The organism is Vibrio fortis, assembly GCF_000695685.1.
Classification (GTDB): Bacteria; Pseudomonadota; Gammaproteobacteria; order Enterobacterales; family Vibrionaceae; genus Vibrio; species Vibrio fortis_A.
This window is the reverse complement of the sequence record NZ_JFFR01000027.1, coordinates 579312-600613: the sequence shown is the minus strand read 5'-3', so window position 1 is coordinate 600613 and position 21302 is coordinate 579312. Positions and strand designations below refer to the sequence as shown.

The 21302-nt window shown below is 43.9% G+C and carries 14 protein-coding genes; 7 read left to right on the top strand and 7 right to left on the bottom strand.

Translation table 11 applies throughout. From position 1 onward, the window contains the following. Positions 1–75: 75 nt before the first annotated feature. Together VFDL14_RS04445 and VFDL14_RS04450 are read left to right on the top strand one after the other, a co-directional pair. Entirely contained in the window at positions 76–1101 is a 1026-nt protein-coding gene (locus VFDL14_RS04445) for an HD-GYP domain-containing protein (RefSeq protein WP_032552760.1), read from the top strand. Further along, complete coding sequence (locus tag VFDL14_RS04450) at positions 1094–6034, top strand: transporter substrate-binding domain-containing protein (RefSeq protein WP_032552759.1); 4941 nt, start codon at positions 1094–1096, stop codon at positions 6032–6034. The genes VFDL14_RS04445 and VFDL14_RS04450 overlap by 8 nt, the downstream gene beginning before the upstream one ends. Before the next feature lie 22 nt (positions 6035–6056). Here VFDL14_RS04450 and VFDL14_RS04455 read toward each other — a convergent pair whose 3' ends face one another. After that, positions 6057–6953, bottom strand: coding sequence for a LysR family transcriptional regulator (locus VFDL14_RS04455; protein WP_032552758.1), 897 nt, complete (start codon positions 6951–6953; stop codon positions 6057–6059). Positions 6954–7113: 160 nt separating this feature from the next. On the opposite strand from VFDL14_RS04455, the gene VFDL14_RS04460 reads away from it, so the two are divergent. From VFDL14_RS04460 to VFDL14_RS04470, 3 genes are all read left to right on the top strand, one after another. Further along, positions 7114–8289 (top strand): MFS transporter, encoded by a 1176-nt coding sequence (locus VFDL14_RS04460; RefSeq protein WP_032552757.1) that lies wholly within the window; start codon positions 7114–7116, stop codon positions 8287–8289. A gap of 252 nt (positions 8290–8541) precedes the next feature. Then, a complete protein-coding gene (lpxL, locus tag VFDL14_RS04465) occupies positions 8542–9477 on the top strand; it encodes an LpxL/LpxP family Kdo(2)-lipid IV(A) lauroyl/palmitoleoyl acyltransferase (protein ID WP_032552756.1) in 936 nt (311 codons plus the stop codon). Between the two features lie 217 nt (positions 9478–9694). Continuing rightward, positions 9695–11257: a methyl-accepting chemotaxis protein gene (locus VFDL14_RS04470; protein WP_032552755.1), complete on the top strand. Its 1563-nt coding sequence runs from the start codon at positions 9695–9697 to the stop codon at positions 11255–11257. 76 nt (positions 11258–11333) lie between these two features. Here VFDL14_RS04470 and VFDL14_RS04475 read toward each other — a convergent pair whose 3' ends face one another. Then, entirely contained in the window at positions 11334–12296 is a 963-nt protein-coding gene (locus tag VFDL14_RS04475) for a hypothetical protein (RefSeq protein ID WP_032552753.1), read from the bottom strand. A gap of 152 nt (positions 12297–12448) precedes the next feature. Here VFDL14_RS04475 and VFDL14_RS04480 point away from each other — a divergent pair, with 152 nt between their 5' ends. After that, on the top strand, positions 12449–12919 hold the full coding sequence (locus VFDL14_RS04480) for an Lrp/AsnC family transcriptional regulator (protein ID WP_032552752.1): 471 nt from the start codon (positions 12449–12451) through the stop codon (positions 12917–12919). Positions 12920–12968: 49 nt separating this feature from the next. Here the strand turns inward: VFDL14_RS04480 and tkt are convergent, their stop codons facing one another. Both tkt and tal read right to left on the bottom strand, forming a co-directional pair. Further along, positions 12969–14960 (bottom strand): transketolase, encoded by a 1992-nt coding sequence (gene tkt, locus VFDL14_RS04485; protein ID WP_032552751.1) that lies wholly within the window; start codon positions 14958–14960, stop codon positions 12969–12971. A 79-nt stretch (positions 14961–15039) separates the two neighbouring features. After that, positions 15040–15990, bottom strand: a complete 951-nt coding sequence (gene tal / locus VFDL14_RS04490) for a transaldolase (protein WP_032552749.1) — start codon at positions 15988–15990, stop codon at positions 15040–15042. 458 nt (positions 15991–16448) lie between these two features. Here tal and VFDL14_RS04495 point away from each other — a divergent pair, with 458 nt between their 5' ends. Continuing rightward, a complete protein-coding gene (locus VFDL14_RS04495; RefSeq protein WP_032552748.1) occupies positions 16449–17456 on the top strand; it encodes a sugar-binding transcriptional regulator in 1008 nt (335 codons plus the stop codon). Positions 17457–17547: 91 nt separating this feature from the next. Here the strand turns inward: VFDL14_RS04495 and VFDL14_RS04500 are convergent, their stop codons facing one another. The 3 genes from VFDL14_RS04500 to VFDL14_RS04510 all read right to left on the bottom strand — a co-directional run bounded on the left by VFDL14_RS04500 (position 17548) and on the right by VFDL14_RS04510 (position 21265). Beyond that, the gene (locus VFDL14_RS04500; protein WP_032552747.1) at positions 17548–19845 is read right to left on the bottom strand and encodes a putative bifunctional diguanylate cyclase/phosphodiesterase; all 2298 of its coding nucleotides are present in this window, start codon (positions 19843–19845) and stop codon (positions 17548–17550) included. 187 nt (positions 19846–20032) lie between these two features. Further along, positions 20033–20875, bottom strand: coding sequence for a sulfurtransferase (locus VFDL14_RS04505; protein WP_032552746.1), 843 nt, complete (start codon positions 20873–20875; stop codon positions 20033–20035). A gap of 66 nt (positions 20876–20941) precedes the next feature. Continuing rightward, the gene (locus VFDL14_RS04510; RefSeq protein WP_032552745.1) at positions 20942–21265 is read right to left on the bottom strand and encodes a hypothetical protein; all 324 of its coding nucleotides are present in this window, start codon (positions 21263–21265) and stop codon (positions 20942–20944) included. Positions 21266–21302: the final 37 nt, after the last annotated feature.

Sequence of the window (21302 nt, the reverse complement as noted above, 5' to 3'; positions counted from 1 at the left end):
ACATAGTTCTGTTGATGACCCAAAATTGCGACCTACACTTGGTAAATAACTAATTGATTTATATATGGGGTTGTAATGAGTAGTAAACCGACCGTTTTAGTGATAGACGATACGCCCAGTAACTTAGATGTGCTTACCGGAATACTCAAAGATACCTACCAAGTTAAAGTCGCGATCAATGGTCATATTGGTATAAAAATCGCTAAGACTGTACCACAACCCGACCTGATCCTACTTGATATTATGATGCCAGATATTGATGGTTTTGAAGTATGTCGTCAGTTGAAGTCTCAACCTAATACCGCTCATATCCCCATTATATTCGTGACCGCAAAAATAGATCCTGAAGATGAAGTGAAAGGACTTTCATTAGGCGCTGTTGATTACCTGACTAAGCCGATCACTCCACAGATTGCTCTTCAACGGGTGAAGACTCATATCGCATTATATGATCAGCAGCGTGCGCTATTCGGCCAAGTGAAAGAGAAAACTCGAGAGATCAACTTAGGGAAATTGGAAACCCTTAATATTCTTGGAAGAGCTGCTGAGTTTAAAGATAACGAAACGGGTATGCACGTTATACGGATGAGTCACTATTGTGAAGTGTTGGCTAAGGCGTTGGGAATGACTGACGAAGATGCTGAGACTTTGCGAGACGCAGCACCAATGCACGACATTGGTAAGATTGGCATCCCTGACAGTGTATTGTTAAAACCGGGTAAATTGGATGCTGATGAATGGACTACTATGCAGAAGCACGTTGAATACGGTGTTGAAATTCTCGGTAGACAAAGTGACTCCAAGTTGATGCAAATGGCTATTCAAGTCGCGCAGTACCACCATGAAAAATGGGATGGCACTGGCTACCCAAACCAGATATCTGGTGAGCAGATCCCTTTGGTTGGTCGCATTGCAGCAGTTGCGGATGTGTTTGATGCGCTAACAGCAGAAAGGCCGTATAAAAGAGCATGGAGTGTTGATGAAGCCTTGAACCTGTTCAAAGAGCAGAAGGGTAAGCATTTCGACCCTAGGATTGTTGAGCTGCTCTTTGAAAACTTACCTGAAATTTTAGCGATTAAAGAAAGATTTAAAGATGAGTGATCTCTTTATTCGATCCCGTGCATTTGTAATGAGACTGCGCGGTTTTTCCATTTCATTCACGTTATGGTTACTGACAGGCTTGCTATGCTTCGGCTCTGTTAGTGCTGCTGAAGTGTCGGAGGTCGAGTTGGAACGATGGTTGGCTGACAAACCAACTCTGACTTTTATTGCGCTTACAAACCACTACCCTTATTCCTTTCTCGATGACAACGGAAAGGTTTCTGGGATCATCAAAGATTGGACACAAGATCTTGAAGAGAGGTTTGGCGTTCATGTGAAATTTATTAGTGTTAGCTCGCGCAGTGAAGCGAAAGCTGCGTTACTTGATGGTCGAGGAGATGTTTTCCCATTCCAACAATTTGACCCGAGTGACGGCGGACGTTTTTTAGCAAGTGAACCGTATATACCGTATCAGGTTGCTGTAATAGTCCCTACTGACAACAGAATAGATGGAAACTTAGACCAGAATACTAAACGACGTATTGCAATGGTTAATGAGAACATTGACTTGCAAAGAGCAGGCGTGCAGTTAAGTTCTATTGAACGGGTCGATTTCGAAAATGTGGCTGATGCAGTACGCGCATTAGGAGAGGGGAGTGTTGATGGCATTGTTGGAGAGCCGATTACCACAATGGATTTGGCAAGCAAAGTGGGCGTTCATGATCTTACCGTTAACTACGTATTGGAGCATTGGAAAAAATTAGAAGCTTCAATGGTAGTGAGAACTGGTGAAGTAGAAATTCTGAAGCTATTAAACAAACAGATTCAAACATTCTCCATAAGTAAAAAGAACAAAATTCTTTCGAAGTGGTTAGACAGTTCGCCTTATCGACCACCTTTAAAAGGTGTGTTTGGTTTCGGTAATCCTCCTTACATGTATCCCGGTAGCACTGCTGTGGGTTTAGAGCACGACATAATACAGCGCGCTTTAAATGATATGGGTTACAAGTTAGGTGATGTTGTTACTTTGCCACCCAGTGCAGCTCGTAAAGCCATTGACAATAATAATTCAATCTCTTTTGTATCGGGTGTTCAACCCGATGATCCAGATGCACACTTCTTAAGTGATAGTGTGATTGATGTTGAGTTTGTGCCGGTTTCATTGATGCGACGCAGCCTGAACCTACAATCCAAAAGTGATCTCTCATTAGGGGCTCTCTTATTCGACGATACCTCTCCAATTAAAAATTCAGTTGAAGTTCTGACTAGCCAGTTAAACATTGAGCGGGTTGAAGACTATGAGAGCCTTGAGTCAGCATTTGCGCAATTGAGAGCACAAAATGTCGACCTTTTAATGGTCGAGAAACGTGTTTTGAAATGGTTCATCACTAACACTCGTTTCATTGAAATGGCGGAATTACGGCTGCACGAGACTTATAAGGTCACATACCCTATTTATGTAGATTTTAAGACTCAAGAATTGAGGGATAGTTTTAATACGGCGATCTCAAACCTAAAACAGACAGATGATTTGCGTCAAATTATCGAGAACCACGTCCAAAGTGACCTCAGCCAAATACTAAAAAAGGCGAGTATAATCGCGCAAATTTCAGCGTACTTTATCGTAAATGATCGTTTTGATGACCTGTCGGAGCTCTTCGAAGTATTTGATACGGATAGCACTTTTCAAGTGATTACCGCTCAAGCCGATAACAACAATCGACCAATTAAGTCTTGGTATATCGGCAACTTAGTGGATGATCTCGGCGAGAAAAAAAATACTTCTCATTTTGCGTCGGTAACTAAGACTGCAAATTATAGAACTAAAGCTGGCGCGATTAATTCTGGCTCAATGACCTTCTATTTTGATACCCAGTCTCCCGTGCGTAAACACGTTTACTTTCCCAACGTAGAACAGTTTAGCCAGTTCGGCGATGCTGCGAAGCGTTACATTGCTGATGTGTATCAAGCGAATAACTTAATTGGGGAAATATTGGATTTAAGCCCAGAGGAAAGGTTGTGGGTCAAACAAAGCCCTAACGTTAAGATCGGTATTGATCCTAATTCACTTCCTTATGAAGCTGTTTCGAGTGCCGGTGAGTATATTGGAATGATTGACGATTACTTGAAACTCATCGAACAAAAAACAGGGCTAAATATTGAGCACGTTGATGTGGCGAGTTGGTCAGAAACCAGGGGTTTAGTCGACCACCAGCAGGTCGAGCTAGTCTCTGCAGCTAAAGAGAACAAATCGCTAGGTGAAAACGTTAGAGCAGCGAAAAGCTTGTTTTCGAGTCGCTTAGCCATAGCGTCCAGACGAGATGTAAGTAGTTTGGTATTAGAAGAAGCTTCGGGTTGGAAGGTTGGTATCTTAAAAAATGCCGCAAATACCGATGCGATAGTTAAGAAATACCCTAATGTGGAATGGGTGTTGGTTGAATCAACAGCCGATGGCCTCAATAAACTTGATGATCAAACCTTAGATGGGGTGATAGATACTGTTGATGTTCTTAACTATCTTATCGACTCATTTGGCCATCGTGAAGTGGGAATTATTGGTCGACTCGACTTTTATCTCTCCCCCACACTACATGTAACTAAAGCAGAGCCTCATCTTTATTCAATCATTAATAAGGCTATCGAAAGTATTTCCGCAGAAGAACACCAACAGATATCTGCAAAATGGGCGGCACCTAAAGCGATAGAAAGAGTCGATTACCAATTAGTTTATACGATCTCAATTTTTTCTCTGGTAATTGTTCTGCTTATCATTTTTTGGAATCGAAAGCTCGCCAAACAGATTAGTATTGCTAACGAAGCAACGAACGCGCTTAAGAAAGCTCAAGCGGAGCTTTATAACATGCTGAATAGTTCGCCAATAGCAGCTGCTGTTGTTTTTGAGGAACAAGTTCGTTACGCGAACGACACAGCGAAGCAGTTGTTTGGAGTTGAGGATATGGAACTGAACTCGATAGATATTGCGTCTATTCATGTTTCATTGGATGTTCGCGATGATATCCACAATGAGCTCGGCGTGTATGGCAAGGTTGAAAACAAAGAGTTGGTACTCAAAAAACTTGATGGAACGCAATTTGTAGCCCTAGTCAGTTATTATTTGTTTGAGCTGGATGGGGGAATTGCCACGCTGTTTTGGGCTTTCGATATATCTGAGATGAAACGTCTTAACGAACAATTGGAGGAAGAGAAAGAGAGGGCAGACCTAGCAAGCCAAGCCAAATCTGAATTCTTGGCAAATATGAGCCATGAAATTAGGACGCCAATGAACGCCATTATTGGTTTGTCTTATTTGGCTCTTGACGAGATAACTAATCCTGTCGCTAAAAACTATATTGAGAAAGTTCATCGTTCAGGTCAGTCGCTACTCACTATTATTAACGACATTCTGGATTTTTCTAAGATAGAGGCTGGTGAGCTTGGTATCGATAGTATTCCGTTTAATCCGTTTCAGCCTTTGAATGAAGTGGCAGAGTTGATGGAATCGAAAGCGATCGAGAAGCGGCTTGTTTTGCGAACAGATTTCAATATCCCAGAGCAACTTGCACTTGTTGGCGACCCGTTGAGGCTTTTCCAAGTCCTACTCAACTTAGTCGGTAATGCGATTAAGTTTACCGAGCAAGGGAGTGTCACCATTCAATGTCACGTGGTAAGAGAGTCTTTAGACACAGTAACGTTAGACATTTCAGTCATCGACACCGGAATCGGCATCTCAAGCGAACATAAGAAACACCTCTTTGAAGCGTTCAAACAAGCGGATAGCACAACGACGAGACGTTTTGGCGGTACTGGGCTTGGTCTCAATATTAGTCAAAAGTTCATTCAGGCTATGGGCAGCGAGATACATATCGACAGTGAGTTAGGAAAGGGTAGCCGCTTCTATTTCGAACTTGAGCTGCCTAAGACGTCACAAGCCGAAGTCGCTAAATTTAGAACAGAAGAAGCCGCCAAAACGCAAACTGTGTTATTCAACGGAGAGCGCGTGCTATTAGCTGAAGATAACGAATTGAACCAAGATCTAGCGATGGCGTTTCTTAAAAGAATGAACTTAACGGTTGATTTGGCAGAAAATGGCCAGCAAGCGATAGATTACGTTAAAAACAATGACTACAAGCTTATCTTGATGGACCTGCAAATGCCGGTCATGGATGGCTATGCGGCAACTCGCCACATCAAGAAACTTAAGGGCGAGGTCCCAGTTATCGCTATGTCTGCGAACGCATTTTCTGAGGCGAAAAAACGTGCGGTTGAAGCTGGCATAGATGACTTCATTGATAAACCTATTGTGCTTGATAAAGCGATGTCGACGATTGCACATTATTTAGGAACTGGTGTTGTGAGTGACACGCCAAAAGAGAGTGAATCGCAAATAATAAGTCAACGTCCAATGACTGCGTCAGTCGAGGGTAATGACATACTGTCATTGAATATTCTAGATCGATCTACACAAGGTGATGAATCGTTAAAACAGAAGCTACTTGCCCGTTTCAACGACCAAGCTCAACCTATGCTCGATAAGGCGCAAGGTTATCTGGACAATGGAGAGTGGGAGGTTTTAGAGCGTGAACTTCACACGCTGAAAAGCATGTGTGGAGCCATTGGAGGAACGAAGGCTCAGAGTGCATTGGTTGATTTTGAAGGTAAAGCGCGAGATAAGACTTTAACTGATGCCGACTTAAAGGTTGCTAAGAAAAGAGTCATTGAGCTAGTGGAAGCTCTTCAACCCTTAACCACAAAGGGGTTACAAAATAATGATAGCTTGCCTGATGAAACGCTCGATAATGAGCAAATGGCGGTTTCTCAAGAGCAGATACAGAAGTTGACCGAGCTAATCTCAAATTACGACAGCGAAGCGCTCGACTTAACCAATCTATTACTGACGAGCAGCGCGGAACCTTGGTTAAAAGAAGTGCAGCAAGCCCTTGAACAGTATGATTTTGATACGGCGTTGGAGCGTATTACTGACACGAAATCATAACTGATCTAGGGCTAGAATATTTTTATAGGCTGTTAGCGAAAGTCTGTTTTATCAGGTCAATCACAGTGTCGTATCGACGTGGTAGGGTACGGTTTCTCTTCTGTACTAAGTAGAGTGCCTCTTCCACTTTGACCTTGGGGGGAACTACGTGCAGTTGGTCTTTGTTTGGGAAGTTATCAACTGCACCTTCAGGCAGCACCGTAAATCCAAGTCCTTTGGAGACGGGCAATAGAATTTGATGGAGTTGGTTAATGTATCCCGTCTTAGGAAGCTCGTTGATATTGAGCTTTTTCAGCGCGTCATCACCACATAAATCGAAATACAGAGAAAGATAATGGGTTGAGTCAGGGTGAGCGATTAGACCCAACTCGTGGAGCTTCTCAGGAGTAATCTCGATGTTTTCCAAGCTCTTGTGAGTGATCAGACACAAGGCTTCCTTACCAATCATTTCTGTTTGATAGACTCGGTCATTCGGTAGTTGAGTCACGATGCCTACATCAATCGTTCCTTGTAACACATCATTGAATATTCGTTGGTTGGGTGAAGCCTCGACGTGAATACTGAGCTCTGGATGCTCGGCTTGCAGTTCGAGAAAATCGGGGTACAGCTGAAGAGCAAGGGTACCAGAGCACGACAGGTTACATTGACCTGCAAAAGGGTTGTCAAACCGCAGAGATTCAAACAGCTCTTCTTGCTCTTTGTTTAGCTTAAGCGCGTAGCGATAGATAATTCGACCTTGCTCGGTTAGCTCGAAGGTTTTGTTTTCTCGTGAGAGCAGGGAGCAGTTACAAGCTTGCTCTAGTTTCTTTATGTGTTGGCTGACTCCGGGTTGAGTCATATAGAGTTTTTCTGCCGTTTGAGTGAAGTGACCCACTTCCACAAGTGTTTTAAAAGTATTAAGCCAAAGCGGATTAATCATTACGCGCCCTATATAACAAATCATTATCACAATCTCTAATTAGCATAACCCATAGTAGTCAGAATGGATAAAGATATCGTTATAAATGTCAGTAATTAAAGGGTTGCAAGTTTGTTGTTGATTTGTTGTAGTTGCCACCTAGTGCATAAAAGGTGTCAAAATGAACAGGAACGTTTGGATACTCTCTCTCTGTCAGGCTCTATTGATGACGGGCAACATTCTTCTTATTTCGGTGATTGGTTTGATCGGTAAACAGATCGCGCCGAGCCAAAGTATGATTACTTTGCCTGTTGCACTTCAGTTTCTTGGTTTAATGGCGGCGACTATTCCTGCGTCTCTCATCTCTGGAAAGCTTGGCCGTAAGCGTGGCTTTAGTATCGGTAATATCGTGGGTATATCAGGGGCGAGTTTGGCGACGTTCGCTCTCTCAACTCAACACTTTTACCTGTTCTGCTTTGCGACCTTTTTACTCGGCGTTGGTATCGGCTTTGGTACTTTGTATCGATTTGCTGCGATTGAAGTGTGTAGCGAAGATGCGCGTCATCGAGCGATATCGATTTCAATGGCAGGTGGTGTTCTGGCAGCCGTATTAGGGCCAAACTTGGCGGTAATGTCTCAGCAGTGGTCACAAGATGGTCTTTATATCGGCGCTTTCGCATCTCTAATCGGGCTGAACGTACTGGCACTGCTTATTCTCCAGACTGTTCAATTCCCTAAATTCAGTCTAACAACCCAACAAGTCAAGCCAGACCCTGTGCGTACCATGATCAAAGCGCCCAATTTCGTCGGTGCGGTGTTTGCCGCTATGGTCGCTTATGCCGTGATGAACATTCTAATGACAGCAACGCCGCTTGCGATGATCGGATGTGGCTTTGATTTCACCAAAGCAGCCGGTGTGATTGAGTGGCATGTATTGGGGATGTTCGTTCCTGCATTCTTCACGGGTGGACTCATCGAGAAGTTTGGCGCAAAACGTATGATTCTAGCTGGAGCAGTACTGTTCTTGTTGTGTATCGCTATCAATATTCACGGTGAGTCAATTTGGCACTTTAGATCGGCGCTTGTGTTGCTTGGGGTAGGTTGGAACTTTATGTTCATTGCGGCCACAGGGTTATTTAGCCAATCTTACCAAGCGAAAAACAAGTCTAAGGCGCAGGCTCTGAATGAGTTTGTGGTATTTAGCTGCGTTAGTGTCACTGCTCTTCTCTCTGGGTGGCTTGAATCTACGGTTGGTTGGCAAATGCTTAACATCTACGTATTACCGTTTGTTCTTTTGGTGATCATGGTGTTTGCGTTTAGTGCTAAGAAAGCGAGCCGCCCATCATTGACTCAGTAATTCAATCAACATCAGCTTCTATAACCTCAATTTAATTGAAGTGCTCGCCCTGTTTAGGTGAGCACTTTTTTTGAATGTTGTATTGTTAAATATTTGATAAATAATTAAAAAGTTCAAACTTTATCCATCTTTTATTGGGATTGTGGATTGTAATCCCATAATCGACAGATTTTATGCATAGCTTTATTCGATATTTACTTTTTTTTCATGAATCATATGTATAATTGCGCCGCTTTTATTCTAGGAGGCGTAATGAAAGTAGTAGAACGTCCAAAGTTAACGTTGTCTTTGTTGTTGCCAAAATATTGGTGTGTCTGGTTTGGTTTTGGCTTTTTAGCTTTATTAGTAAATCTTCTACCTTATCGAGTATTGGTTTTTGTCGGAGAGGGCGTTGGTCAGCTTGCGAAGTTGATTATTAGTAAACGCGCGAAGGTGGCTCGACGTAACTTTGAGTTAGCATTTCCTAATTTATCCGAGCAAGAAGTTGAGAAGTTAGTTCGACGAAATTTTGATTACGCGGGCATGGCTCTGATTGAAACAGGTATGGCTTGGTTCTGGCCAGATTGGCGAGTAAAGCGCCATATGCGTGTTGTGGGTAAAGATCTTATTCTTGAGCAAGAAAAGAATGGACGAGGCGTGCTGGTGGCATGTGGCCATTTTCTAAACTTAGAAATGACAGCAAGAATTTTTAGTCTATTTGCGCCGGGTTACGGTGTGTATCGACCGCATAGTAACGCTGCCTACGAGTTTATTCAGCATCATGGCAGAACGCGTAAAGGGCATAAAATGATTGATCGCTCTGATCTAAAAGGCATGCTCAAGGTACTTAAATCTGGCAATCGTCTATGGTATCTACCTGACCATGATTACGGAGCAAATGCTTCTGTTTTCGTACCATTCTTTGGTGTCGATAAAGCTTCAACGACAGCGGGTACAGGCTTCCTAATTGATGCAACCAAGTGTGCAGTGATGTCAGGAGTCAGTGTCAGAAAAGGTGGTGTTTATGAGCTGCAGATCAGCGAGGACTTTAGTGATAAGTTCCCACGGAAGCAGCCAGAAGTTGCAGCGCAAGTTATGAACCAAGAAATTGAGCGGTTAATCTTAAAAGACATCAGTGCTTGGATGTGGTTACACAGAAGGTATAAGACCCTGCCTGAAGATCATATCGGCCCTTGTCGCTATGCATAATCTATTTGTACAAAAGATTACATAACAGAATTCTGTTCATAATTTCCATTAAGCCTTGGGTGTCAATCCGAGGCTTTGTTGTATTTGTGACCTATTACGATAAGAAACGAACAAAGTACCGTCATTTGCGTAAAATGTGAGGTTCATATTTTGTCATAATTTCAATTATTGTATATATTCGCCTGCTAAAACTATAAATACCAATAAGCAACGAATAATGACTGCCAGCCTATCTTCTCAACGACGTGAAACACTTTTAAACGATACCGATCAGCTGGTATCGACGACCGATCTAAAAGGCGTGATTACCTACAGTAATGAGGCGTTTTGTCGCATTGCAGAATATGAACAAGATGAACTATTGGGTCAGAACCACAATATTGTTCGTCATGATGAAATGCCTAAAGCTGCGTTTGCCGACATGTGGGTTAACCTCAAGCAAGGTAAGGCTTGGCGTGGCATTGTTAAGAATAAAACCAAGTCTGGTGGCTATTACTGGGTGGATGCCTATGTAACGCCAATTTACGACAATGGTGCAATCAGTGGCTATCAGTCGGTTCGTGTGAAGCCTAAAGCTCAATGGGTACAAATCGCAGATAAAGCGTATCAAGGTTTGTTGAAGGCAGAGAAGAATGGTCGTCAATGGTCGTTGCAGATCAGTGATAGTGTTCGCTACGCTATTCTTCTCGGATCACTATCAGCGCCGGTTCTGTCGAACATGATGGATCTAGGTCAGGCAGCGCAATGGCTATGCAGCTTACTGCCTGTTTCTGCACTGGCACTGCTATTTAGACAGGAGCTTATCGACACACCGCGCGAGCTTAAAAAGCTTCAATCTAAGTTTGATAGTGTTAGTCGCTTAGTTTACTCGGGCAATAGTCAGTTTTCGGTTGCAGACTTCCACCTTAAGTTGGCTTCGGCTCGTATTCGTACTGTATTAGGTCGAATGACCGATTCAGCGAAGCCAATTCAAGATTTGGCAGATAACTTGAGCGCGACTTCTTACCAAGTAACGGAAGCGCTTGATCAACAAACCAAGGACATCCTTGAAGTGCGTGAAGCGACGGCTGAAGTAGAAGTAACGGCGAATGAAGTGTCATCGACAACTCAAGAAGCGCACCAGATCGTTGATATCACCTTCAAGACATGTGCGAGTGCAAAAGAGAGCATCGACCAAACGCACAGCAACCTTGATAATTTGAATGTTCAGGCTGAAAAGGCGACTCAAACGACTTATCAGTTAAGCGATCAAGCTCAGAACGTTAGTAAAATGATGGAAGAGATTGGTGGCATCGCCGAACAAACTAATTTGCTGGCTCTGAACGCTGCGATTGAAGCGGCACGTGCTGGTGAACAAGGTCGTGGTTTTGCTGTCGTAGCGGATGAAGTTCGTGCACTGTCAGGCCGTACTTCGAAAGCGACAGTACAGATCAAAGAGAGCATTGAAACCATGCTGCATACCATTGAAGGGTGGCAGCGTGATATCTTGGATAACCAAGCTCAGACAGCAAAGTGTGGTGAATCTGCACAAGTAAGTTCAGAACGCCTATCAGAGGTTGAGACGCTAATGGGACAGATGAATCAATTGATGCAATCTGTTGAGAGCGCAGCTAACCAACAGCGTCAGCTTACTAGCGATGTGAACCTGCACATTCAGTCGATTGCTTCTACGGCGGAACAAAACCAAGCGGCGACGCATTCAGTCAAAGAAAACTCGGACGATCTAAAGAATCAAGTCGGCGAGTTCCATATGCTTGCGCAGCGTTTTGAAGAGAAGTAACGATAGCAATTTGTAAGCATAGAATATTAAGCCCCGCATTCGCGGGGCTTTTCTTTTTTAGTTTCTTAGTTCTTGCCTAGCCATTAAGACTCTTATAGAGATACTTTTCACACGTGACGTCACTGATGCGTTTGAGCGCGTGGGAGATCAGTGCAACCACGATTAAGCCAAACAACAATCGGCCCCAGAAGATAGTGATGAAATCCGCGCCAATTAGCATAATAAGAATGGTGTCTTCGATCATACTGTGGACCAGATTCAACAGCATGATTGCCGTAAAGATATCTCGCGCGGGGATATGTCCTTTATTTGCTTCATTGATCAATAAGCCTCCACCAAAAGAGATTCCTAGCGTCATGCCGACGATAGTCATATTGGTCGCTTCAGGGCTTATACCCAACACTCGAAGAACAGGACGCAGTGCAATGGCGATCAGCTTTTCAACGCCTAACATCTTTAGCACTTTGAGTGTAAACAGCAGCACAGCGATGATGATGAAAATCATAAATAGGCTTTCGACTTGGCTCCAAGCCCACTCAAGATAAGTCTGCTCGCTGTTTAAGTCTGGTGCCCATATTACTTGTGCCGTTTGTTCTAGTAGACCACCCCATGTATAGGTTTGGTGAAGTATCCAAGCAAACAATAAGCCGCCACCGAGCCTCAATACCATAGTCGCTAAGACACTCACACCCGCTCGTTTAGCGACGGCAGCTTCAATCGGCAGTGAGTGTGCAATCAACATTAATGAACCTAGTACCGATACTTGTGCGACGCTGAGTTCAGCATTGGTGTTCATGAAGACCAATAAGCCTGCATAGATGTTCGTTAGAAGGGTTGTAGCCCATACCAACCCCATCTCACTGGGTAAACCGACAAAGCTCATTAAGGGGCTTAGCCATTCGCTCAGTAGCGTGATGCCGCCCATCTCTTCAACGATTTTGATGACAATGATGATTGGGATCATCAACTTGTATAGTGTCCAGGTTACATCAAATATTTCGCGCCAAAGCTCGGAGAAGAAATTTTGGAACTTTCTCATTGTTTCATCCTTTTCATTACAACTGATAGGATGAATGGTAAGGTATTCATAAGAAATATGATTAACCAGTTTAGAGTTGAATTGAGTTAATTATTTTTTATTTATTGATAAGTGATATATTTATTTCGTAAATTCTGGTTGTGGAGAAATATATGGAAATAGATCGAATTGATAGAAGTATCTTGAGCCTTTTGCAAAAGAATAATCGAATTGCCAATATCGATCTGGCAGAAGCTGTTGGGCTGTCTCCACCCGCTTGCTTGAAGCGTGTTAAAAGGCTTAGAGAAGGCAAAATCATTGTTGGTGACGTCGCTCTGATTAATCCAGCACTGGCAGGAAACAAAATGACGCTGATAGTATCCGTTGAGATGGAGCGTGATAGGGGGGATATCTACAGTGTGTTTAGTCGTTCAATTGAGCAGGCTCCTGAAGTCACACAGTGTTATCAGATCACCGGAAGCTATGACTTTTTGATCATTGTTTCAGTACCCGACATTCAAGCCTATGAGCGCTTTATTGAAAGGGTGCTGCATCAGGATAAGAATATTAGAAAGTTTCACACTTCAGTGTCGACCAAAACCGTTAAGTTCAGCACCGAAGTCAATGTTGAAGAGATCCAATAAAAAATGCCCCGCTCAATGAGCGGGGCATTTTAGTTTCGAGATGCAGAGATTAAGCGAGAAGCTCTTTCGCTGTGTTTACTACGTTTTCAGTAGTGAAACCGAACATCTTGAATAGTTCACCTGCAGGTGCAGATTCGCCGAATGTTGTCATACCAATGATCTTGCCACCGAAGCCAACGTACTTGTACCAGAAGTCAGCGATGCCAGCTTCTACAGCGATACGAGCTGTTACGTCAGATGGAAGTACAGATTCACGGTATTCAGCGTCTTGCTTGTCGAATGCATCAGTTGCAGGCATAGATACTACACGAACCTTCTTACCTTCAGCTGTCAGTTCAGCTGCAGCGTTAACCGCTAGCTCAACTTCAGAACCTGTAGCGATAAGGATTAGCTCTGGCTTACCTTCACAATCTTTTAGGATGTAACCACCCTTCGCGATGTTTGCCACTTGCTCTTCGCTACGCTCTTGCTGTGCAAGGTTTTGACGAGAGAAGATCAGAGACGTTGGGCCATCTTTACGCTCGATAGCCAGTTTCCAAGCCACTGCAGACTCAACTTGGTCACATGGACGCCATGTACTCATGTTTGGCGTTAGGCGTAGAGAAGCCATTTGCTCAACTGGTTGGTGAGTTGGGCCATCTTCGCCAAGACCGATAGAGTCGTGCGTGTAAACTTGAATGTTCTGAACTTTCATCAGAGCAGCCATACGCATTGCGTTACGAGCGTATTCCATGAACATTAGGAACGTTGCGCCGTATGGTACGAAACCACCGTGCAGAGCGATACCGTTCATGATCGCTGTCATACCGAATTCACGTACACCGTAGTGGATGTAGTTACCCGCTGGATCTTCAGCAGAAACAGACTTAGAACCAGACCACATAGTTAGGTTAGAAGGCGCAAGGTCAGCAGAGCCGCCTAGGAATTCAGGTAGCATAGCACCGAACGCTTCTAGTGCGTTTTGAGACGCTTTACGTGATGCAATGTTTGCTGGGTTAGCTTGAAGATCAGCAATGATTTGGTTTGCTTTCTCTTCCCACTGTGCAGGAAGCTCACCGTTTACGCGGCGTTTGAATTCAGCTGCCAACTCAGGGTGTGCTGCTTCATAAGCTGCAAGTTTCTCGTTCCACGCTGCTTCCTTAGCTGCGCCTGCTTCTTTCGCATCCCACTCTGCGTAGACTTCCGACGGAATTTCAAAAGGACCGTGCTCCCAACCAAGTTCTTTACGTGTAGCTGCAATTTCTTCAGCGCCTAGTGGTGCACCGTGACAGTCGTGTGAACCAGATTTGTTTGGAGAACCAAAACCGATGATAGTCTTAGTACAGATTAGAGTAGGGCGTGGGTCTGCTTTTGCTGCTTCAATTGCTGCGTTGATCGCTTCAGCGTTGTGACCGTCTACCGCTGGGATTACGTGCCAGCCGTAAGCTTCAAAACGCTTAGGAGTATCGTCAGAGAACCAACCTTCAACTTCACCATCGATAGAGATGCCGTTGTCATCCCAGAAAGCGATAAGCTTACCAAGACCTAGCGTGCCTGCTAGAGAACATGCTTCGTGAGAGATACCTTCCATCAGACAGCCGTCACCCATGAATGCATAAGTGAAGTGATCAACGATGTCGTGGCCTTCTTTGTTGAATTGTGCCGCTAGAGTTTTCTCAGCAAGCGCCATACCAACAGCGTTAGTGATACCTTGGCCTAGTGGACCAGTTGTAGTTTCGATACCCGGTGCGTAACCGTACTCTGGGTGACCTGGAGTCTTAGAGTGCAGTTGACGGAAGTTCTTAAGATCTTCGATTGATAGCTCGTAGCCTGCTAGGTGAAGCAGAGAGTAAATCAGCATAGAGCCGTGGCCGTTTGAAAGAACGAAACGGTCGCGGTCAGCCCACTCTGGGTTTGACGGGTTGTGGTTTAGGTGATCACGCCAAAGAACTTCGGCGATGTCAGCCATACCCATAGGTGCGCCTGGGTGGCCAGAGTTTGCTTGTTGTACGCCGTCCATGCTTAGAGCACGAATAGCATTAGCTAGATGTTTACGGTCCATAATAACTACCAGTGTTTAAATATTGGAATTGGAAATTGAAAGGGGAACGCAAACGTTCCCCTTTTTTAATTCTGTGTGATTACAGCTTAGCTGCGATCATGTCTTCTAGTTTGCCTTGGTCAACTGCGAAGTTGCGGATACCTTCTGCAACTTTCTCAACTGCCATAGCGTCTAGGTTGTGCTCCCATAGGAACTCAGCGTGAGTCATTGGAGCAGGGCGCTCTTTAGAGCCTTTAGAGTCAACTAGCTTCTCTACAACTTCACCTTCAGCGGCTTCTAGTTCAGCTAGAAGAGCAGGAGCGATAGTTAGACGGTCACAACCAGCAAGTTCTAGAATCTCGCCGATGTTACGGAAGCTTGCGCCCATAACTACAGTGTTGTAGCCGTGCTCTTTGTAGTAGTTGTAGATGTCAGTTACTGAGATTACGCCTGGATCTTCAGATGCTTCGAAGTCGCGACCTTCTTTCGCTTTGTACCAGTCCATGATACGACCAACGAATGGAGAGATTAGGAATACGCCAGCTTCAGCACATGCACGAGCTTGTGCGAAAGAGAATAGAAGCGTTAGGTTACAGTTGATGCCTTCTTTCTCTAGGATTTCTGCAGCACGGATACCTTCCCAAGTAGAAGCTAGTTTGATTAGGATGCGATCGTTAGTGATGCCAGCATCGTTGTACATTTTTACTAGCTGACGAGCTTTAGCTACGCTGCCTTCAGTGTCGTAAGAAAGACGAGCATCAACTTCTGTAGAGATACGGCCTGGGATTGTTTTCAGGATTTCTTTACCGATGTTTACTGCAAGCATGTCACAAGTGTCTTGTACTTGTTGTGCTTTATCAGCGCTTTGTGCTTTAGCGTATTCGATTGAAGCATCGATAAGTGGCGCATACTCTTCGATTTGAGCCGCTTTAAGAATCAGAGATGGGTTAGTTGTTGCGTCTTCTGGCTGGTACTTTTTGATTGCATCAATTTCACCAGTGTCTGCTACTACTGTCGTTAGTTTACGAAGTTGCTCTAATTTGTTGCTCATTTTGATCATCCTATCTATCGCATAACATCTCGTGTGAAGAGAGATGTGGGCATTTGCAAGCTAGCTAATAAACTTCTCATCACCAAATCATTGGTTCAGTTGTTCATTAATTTTAAAATTTCGAGCTGACGAACATTTGCTTCGAACATATGTTCGTTGGCTGAGTAAATGATGAAGCCATATTTATCCGATCTCACGGCAAAGTCAATGGCAAATAGTGCAGTAAAGTGACTTTAATCAAATATAATTTACTCCAATAAACACGGGGTCTGAAAGCAAACGTTTAATGGTTGTGTATTGAGCAGTTCAATTACACTTTGGTGATATTGATTGCTTTGAGCATTTGTTTTCTATCATTACAAATGCTCATGGTGTAAACTGATGCGACAGTTGCTTTGCTATCGCGCATTTGCTGCTTATTTAGGTGAATAAATTGTTAAATACTTGTTGGGTGGTATATGAGTAAGAATATTCAAGATGTGTCGGAAGAAAATACTGATCTTCTCACTGAAGTGGCGGTTGCCTACTATCAAGACGGTGCGACACAAGAAGAGATATCGAAAAAGTTCTCAATCTCTCGTGCAAAGGTTGGTCGAATGCTCAAGCAAGCTAGAGACGAAGGTATCGTAGAAATTACAGTAAAGTACCACCCAGTATTTAGCGCTAAAATAGAACAACGCTTAATTGAGCGCTTTGGTGTTAAACGCGCACTTGTTGCTCTGGATCAGCCGAACGAAGAGCAGCAACGTCTTCAAGTAGCTGGCTTAGTATCTAACTATCTAACCAGTACCTTAAAAAACGGCATGGTAGTGACAGTAGGTCAAGGCCGTAACGTATCGTCTGTTGCACACCACACTGGGGTAATTACTCCTCGCGATTGTAAGTTCGTGTGTGGTATCGGAGGCATTCACCCAAGAGGTGGTATGTTCAATGCCGACCATATTTGTCGTCAGCTGGCGAAAAAGTACGGCGGTTCGTCGGAAACCTTGTATGCGCCTGCTTATGCGGAGAACAAGGCTCAAAAAACCGCATTTATGGAAAACAGCACAGTTAAACAAACACTCGATCTCGCTCGAAAGGCCGATGTGGCATTAGTGGGTATCGGTGACATGAGTGAAAACAGCTACATGGTTGACCTAGGCTGGTTTACCGCAGGCGAGGTAGTTCAATCTCGTTTACTACAAGGTGTCGTCGGTGACTTCGCAGGCTACGACTTTTTTGACGTACATGGTAAAGCGGCAAACACAGTAATGAGTGACCGTGTTATCGGCTTGGGATTGGAAGAGTTTCGCCCGATTGCAGAGGTAATTGCCATTGCTGCAGAGAACAGCAAACCGCTTGCACTACTCGGTGCACTTCGTACCGGTGTTGTTGATGTGATTGCGACCAGCGTAAGCAACGCATTGACCGTTCTTAACTTGGATGAGCAAATGAAATATGCCGAAAAAGGTGAGAGTACCAAATAACTGATTCGCCGATGAGTTTAGTTAATTAGTGACACTCGGTTGGATTTGCTGGGTAATGAGATTAAAAAATGGAAGCACACGCTTCCATTTTTTATGCTTCACACTCTTCTTTTGTTGAAAATGAATAGTGCTTCAGATATTGGCTAAGTTCTTCGTACGGTAATGGACGAGAGAAGTAATATCCCTGCATTAAATCACAGTGACAAGCTTTTAGGACATCGAAGTGCTCTTTGGTCTCGACGCCTTCTGCCAATACCACCATGCCAAAGTTTTTACCGATGGCTATGATGTTTTGAACCATCGTCAAAGATTGAGCATCGCAGTTAATGTTCTCGATAAAGCTCTTATCAATCTTCAGTTCGTAGATTGGTAATGCCTTAAGCATACTCAAAGAAGAGTATCCTGTACCGAAATCATCCAGTGAGATCTTAATGCCTATATCGTTGAGCGATTCAAAGATAGGGCGCACATGTTGTACGTCTTCTATGAATAAGTTTTCGGTGATCTCCAGCGTTAGGTAGTCACTCGGGAATTGATACTTTTCAAGTGTCGCCAAGAGATGCTCTGCAAATGCAGCATGCATAAATTGACGAACAGAGATGTTGATAGACAAACCTAGTTTAAACATCTCAATTCGGTGCAGGTGCGCAATCTGTTGGACACTGGATTCAATGATGAACGCACCTAATCTCGGCATTAGCCCGGTTTTTTCTGCCACAGGGATGAATACGTCTGGTGGTACAAAACCTAGTTCATCGTCAATCCAGCGCACCAGAGCTTCCACACCATGAACACTGCCATCTGCACACAGGAGAGGCTGGAACACCATAAAGAGTGTCTGTTTCTCAACGGCCACTCTTAGCTTTTGTTCCACCTTCATCTTATACAAGTGAGTTTCCTGCATCTCAGCAGTGAACATGCTGTACGAGTTCTGCTGTTGTTTTGCTTTGTACATTGATATGTCGGCTGAACGCAGAAGGCTATCGAGGTCCGTACCGTGTTGAGGGAATTGTGCAATACCGATACTACAGCTTAATAAGAACTGTGATTCGTCTACGTCGTAAGGTTTCGATAGCACTTCGATAATTCTTTCCGCCAAACGGTGCAATTCGCTCTCATTGGTCAGAGGCGTCAAGAATAAGAACTCATCACTTGAGTCCCTGATGACAAGGCTCAAGCGTGACTGGAAACGGCTTAGGCGAAGTGCAATTTGCTTGAGGATTTTATCGCCAAAGTCATGGCCATGAGTGTCGTTCACACTCTTAAAGTTGTCGATATCAATAAACAACAAGGTAAACGGATGTTTCTCATCATCAAGCCATTTACTGATGTTTTGGCGCATATAGAATCGATTCGGTAGCGAGGTCAATGGGTCGTGATTCGCTTGATAAATCAGCTGCTTTCGAGTGCGAAGTTCACTCTTGGAAATCGATTTAACCAGTGCGTAAAAGCAAGCATGTAGCAGCAAGAACACAGCAATGTAGATGCTAAACTCTTCCCAGAAAACGTTATCTACATACGCAAGCTCTGTTGTGCCGATAACCCAAAGCTTGTAATCGTTCAGGTACGTAGTGGTAACAATGCTGTTATTGCCTTCTTGCTCAACGATTGCTGAGTAGATCTTTCCACTCTCTTTAGCGTCTTGAATTTTGATGTTGTACGACTTGGCGAAGCTTTTGGCGATATGCTCGACCATATTGGCGTCAACGGGAGTAGAGTAGGCTCGCAGTGAAACCACATCTTTTGAATAGAACTGACGATAAAGGTCGTCGCGCAGTAGGCTCAAGCTGTTGTGCTCAGCCGTGTTAACGTTCTTTTTAAATAGGATAGTACTGTTAAGTTTTAACCCAGCCGTCATTACCGCGGCGACATCAGTGCCGTTGGTGGAAATCGATTTACGAATAGGGATGATCAGTGTGCCAAGGGAGTCTTGGAAGTAGGTGCGACCTAACACCATTTTTTGGCTTTCAATCGCTTCTAAAAATGAGTCACGGGTGTAGTCATAGTCGAGAAGATTGCGCTGCTCAGTCAGCATCAAATTTGAGCTAACGGCTAAGTATTCACCTTTAGGGTTGATCAAGCCAAAGGCGGCGATCGCCGGGTGAGTGTCGAGCAGTTTGTCCAAGATAGGGCGAATTTGGATTGCTGCAGTACGAGTAAAATCGGATTGTTGGAGCAATTGATGGCCGACGACTTCTAGTAGCGCTTCTTGGCTAGTTAGAAGCGATTCAATAGAGTTCGAAAACAGTTCCAACTGCATATGCTGTTGGCGGGTGAAGTCGTCGCGGTTAGTTTGCCATTTGATAAGCCCAAACGCAGAAAAAAGTATCAAAGTCAGCAGCACGATCAATACGTACAACGTCCAGATATTTTTTTTGAATACAGCCATACAACGCCTTTGGGTCTAGATAACACTCATGTAACGGCCAATTTTGAGAAACCTTGAATCGAAATTGTAAAAAAGAACGCCGTATTTATTCTGTTGTATAGTAACAAAACACATAGCAACTCAGTATTGTTTCGATCAAAATTATTTGTCATCTAGACCAATTAATGTGATATGCCTGCAGTTATTTTTACGACTTGGTCACTTCGATCGGTAGGTCTTCGTTTGCTCCCCATTCAGTCCATGAACCATCATAAACACTCATTGGGTTGTTGTGCCCTGCAATTTTTGCAGCCAGAAGAATGATACAAGCCGTAACACCAGAGCCGCAGCTGAAAACCATAGGCAGTTGTTGTATCTCTAATCCGCTGAAGATTGTTTTCAGTTCTTGCTCTGACTTTAAGCGCCCATTTTCCATAACTTGTGCGAAAGGTAGGCAAACAGAGTATGGAATGTGGCCGCTTCTCAACCCAGGTCGAGGCTCTGGTACTTTAGAGTCGAAACGTGCTTGAGAGCGTGCATCGAGGATATTAGCTTGTTGCGTTTTCGAGTAGTCATTGACTTGAGCTGCATCGATAAAGTAATCCTTATCTAGCACGCCTTCAAAGTCCCCAAGGGCATCAACGGTGCTGTAACTTGGAACTGTCTCAAAGCCACTTTCGACCCACGCTGGTAAACCACCATCCAGAATCAGAGTATTGGTATGCCCCATAGCTAAGAACATCCACCAAGCGCGTGGTGAAGCAAAAGTGCCTGCGTTGTCATACACCACGACGGTACTCTTATTGTTTATGCCAAGCGCTTGAGCACGTTCATTGAAGTGTTTCTCGGTCGGGAACATATGAGGAAGCAAGGTATGCTTATCACAGAAATCTTTGTCGTAGTCGAATTTTACTGAGCCAGGGATGTATTGGTCAGTAATCTTTTCTGCTTCGCCCGGAATTTGAAATTCGATACTGGCATCGAGAAGGATAACGTCTTGCTGTTTTAACAGCTCGTTCAACTGAGCGGGTGTGATCAGAGGTTGAGTCATAGTACTCCACTTCCTGTGTTGTTATTGTTTGAATTGATATATCTACAAAGGTGAACTTTGGGCAAGCTATTGGGTGGTGTCTGCGGCAATACAGCGCTGATATTTATAACTTTGTTGCCCGGTTGATTGATTCAATAATGCATCAACAATCACTATAGAATCAATGGGGCATTCAATAGTTGCTGGGACTGACAATCGAAAGCTTGGCTCATCATCAAGTTTTAAAGTCAGATAGCGACGATGGCCATCAAGCGATTGGGTAAGGGTATTCGCTATGACGGTCGCCCGCTTTTCTACAGTGTTGGAGGAAGGGGTGGTTAATTGAATCAACGCCACTAAAACTACAACCCCCAAACCTAGAATAACAAACGCCAACTTTAGCTGTTTCATAGAGTTGTTTGAGCTCCTAGACTATGTGTAGTTAGTT